This is a genomic window from Herbaspirillum sp. B65 (assembly GCF_000333555.1).
GTDB classification, from domain to species: Bacteria; Pseudomonadota; Gammaproteobacteria; order Burkholderiales; family Burkholderiaceae_D; genus Herbaspirillum; species Herbaspirillum rubrisubalbicans.
Map to the genome: position 1 here is coordinate 1 of NZ_BADI01000296.1, position 1386 is coordinate 1386.

Annotated in this window: 1 tRNA gene and 1 pseudogene; both read right to left on the reverse strand. The window is 62.6% G+C overall.

The features are described from left to right. Positions 1-64: 64 nt before the first annotated feature. A tRNA-Arg gene (locus I5W_RS07720) sits at positions 65-141 on the reverse strand. 71 nt (positions 142-212) lie between these two features. Then, positions 213-1386: pseudogene (locus I5W_RS07725) on the reverse strand (glucan biosynthesis protein); the annotation flags it as partial.

Sequence of the window (1386 nt, forward strand, 5' to 3'; positions counted from 1 at the left end):
CGCGCGGTTCGGCGGCCAAACAAAAAAGGGCCCATCTTGCGATGGACCCTTTTTTTACTGCATATGGTGCGGCTGGCAGGAATCGAACCCACGACCCCTTGGTTCGTAGCCAAGTACTCTATCCAGCTGAGCTACAGCCGCGAAAGAACGAGATTATAAGGAGGTTTTGAAAAAAGTACAAACATTTTTTCGAGACCCCGTAAAAAATTCCTTCAATACACCTCGCGCGCCACAAAAGGATGGTACTGGAACAGCCAGGTCTCGCTCAGCGCCTGGCCCTGGTGGCGCAGGAACAGGCGTAGCTCGACCGGTTCCTGACCGTCGGCGGTGAGATCGAACTGGGCGCGCCAGTGACCGGCGACGCCATTGGGCAGGGCTTCCGTGTAGACGTAGGAAATGCTGCCGCGCGAGGCGGTGATGACGGCTTCCGGCTTCACGCCAAAGGGTAAGTTCTCCAGCGGCGCTCCCTTGAACTCGACCATGAACTTGCGCACCTGCTGCGGGCGCGCCTGTCCCGGTTGGCCGCCGCGGCCCAGGCGCGTGGCTACGCAACGTGCCAGCGGGGTGGGGAAGGGTTCATCCTTCTGCCAGTAGAGCCGGTAGCGCAGGCGATAGCTATTGCCGGCGCGTGCCGGCGCCTTGGGTACCCACATGGCTACGATGTTGTCGTGGATCTCGTCATCGGTGCGCAATTCGATCAATTGCACCGCACCTTCGCCCCAGTCGCCCAGCGGTTCCACCCACAGGCTGGGGCGGCGTTCATAGTGCACGCCATCGAGATAATGGTCGAAGTCGCGGTCGCGCTGTAGCAGGCCGAAGCCACGCAGATGCTGGTCGCCGAAGGCCGAGGCCATGGTGCGGGGTGGATTGTTGAGCGGGCGCCACAGGTGTTCGCCTGCGCCGCTCCAGATCGCCAGGCCATCGGAGTCATGTACCTCGGGCCGCCAGTCCACGCCGGTACCCTTCACCGTTTCCGAGAACCAGTACATCGAAGTGGCCGGGGCCAGCCCCAGGCGCGCCACGTCACGCCGCAGGAACAGCGCCTTGTCGATTTCCATGCCCACCCCCGCGCCGCGTTGCATGGCGAAGCGATAGGCTCCGGTGATGCTGGGACCATCGAGCAGGGCATAGACCACGACCGTCTCGCTGCCCGGCGCTTGCGGTTCGAAGAAGAATTGCGTGAAGTCGGGGAATTCCTCGGGACGGTCGGCCTGTGCCACGTCGATGGCGATGCCGCGGGCCGACAAACCGTACTGGTACAGGTCGCCAATGGCACGGAAATAGGAAGCCCCCAGGAAAGCCACCCAATCGTTCTTGCGCCAGTCCTTGCGCGACTGGTCGGCCAGGCGGCTTTCCTGGAAGCGGGAAACCGGCAAACCAACTGCC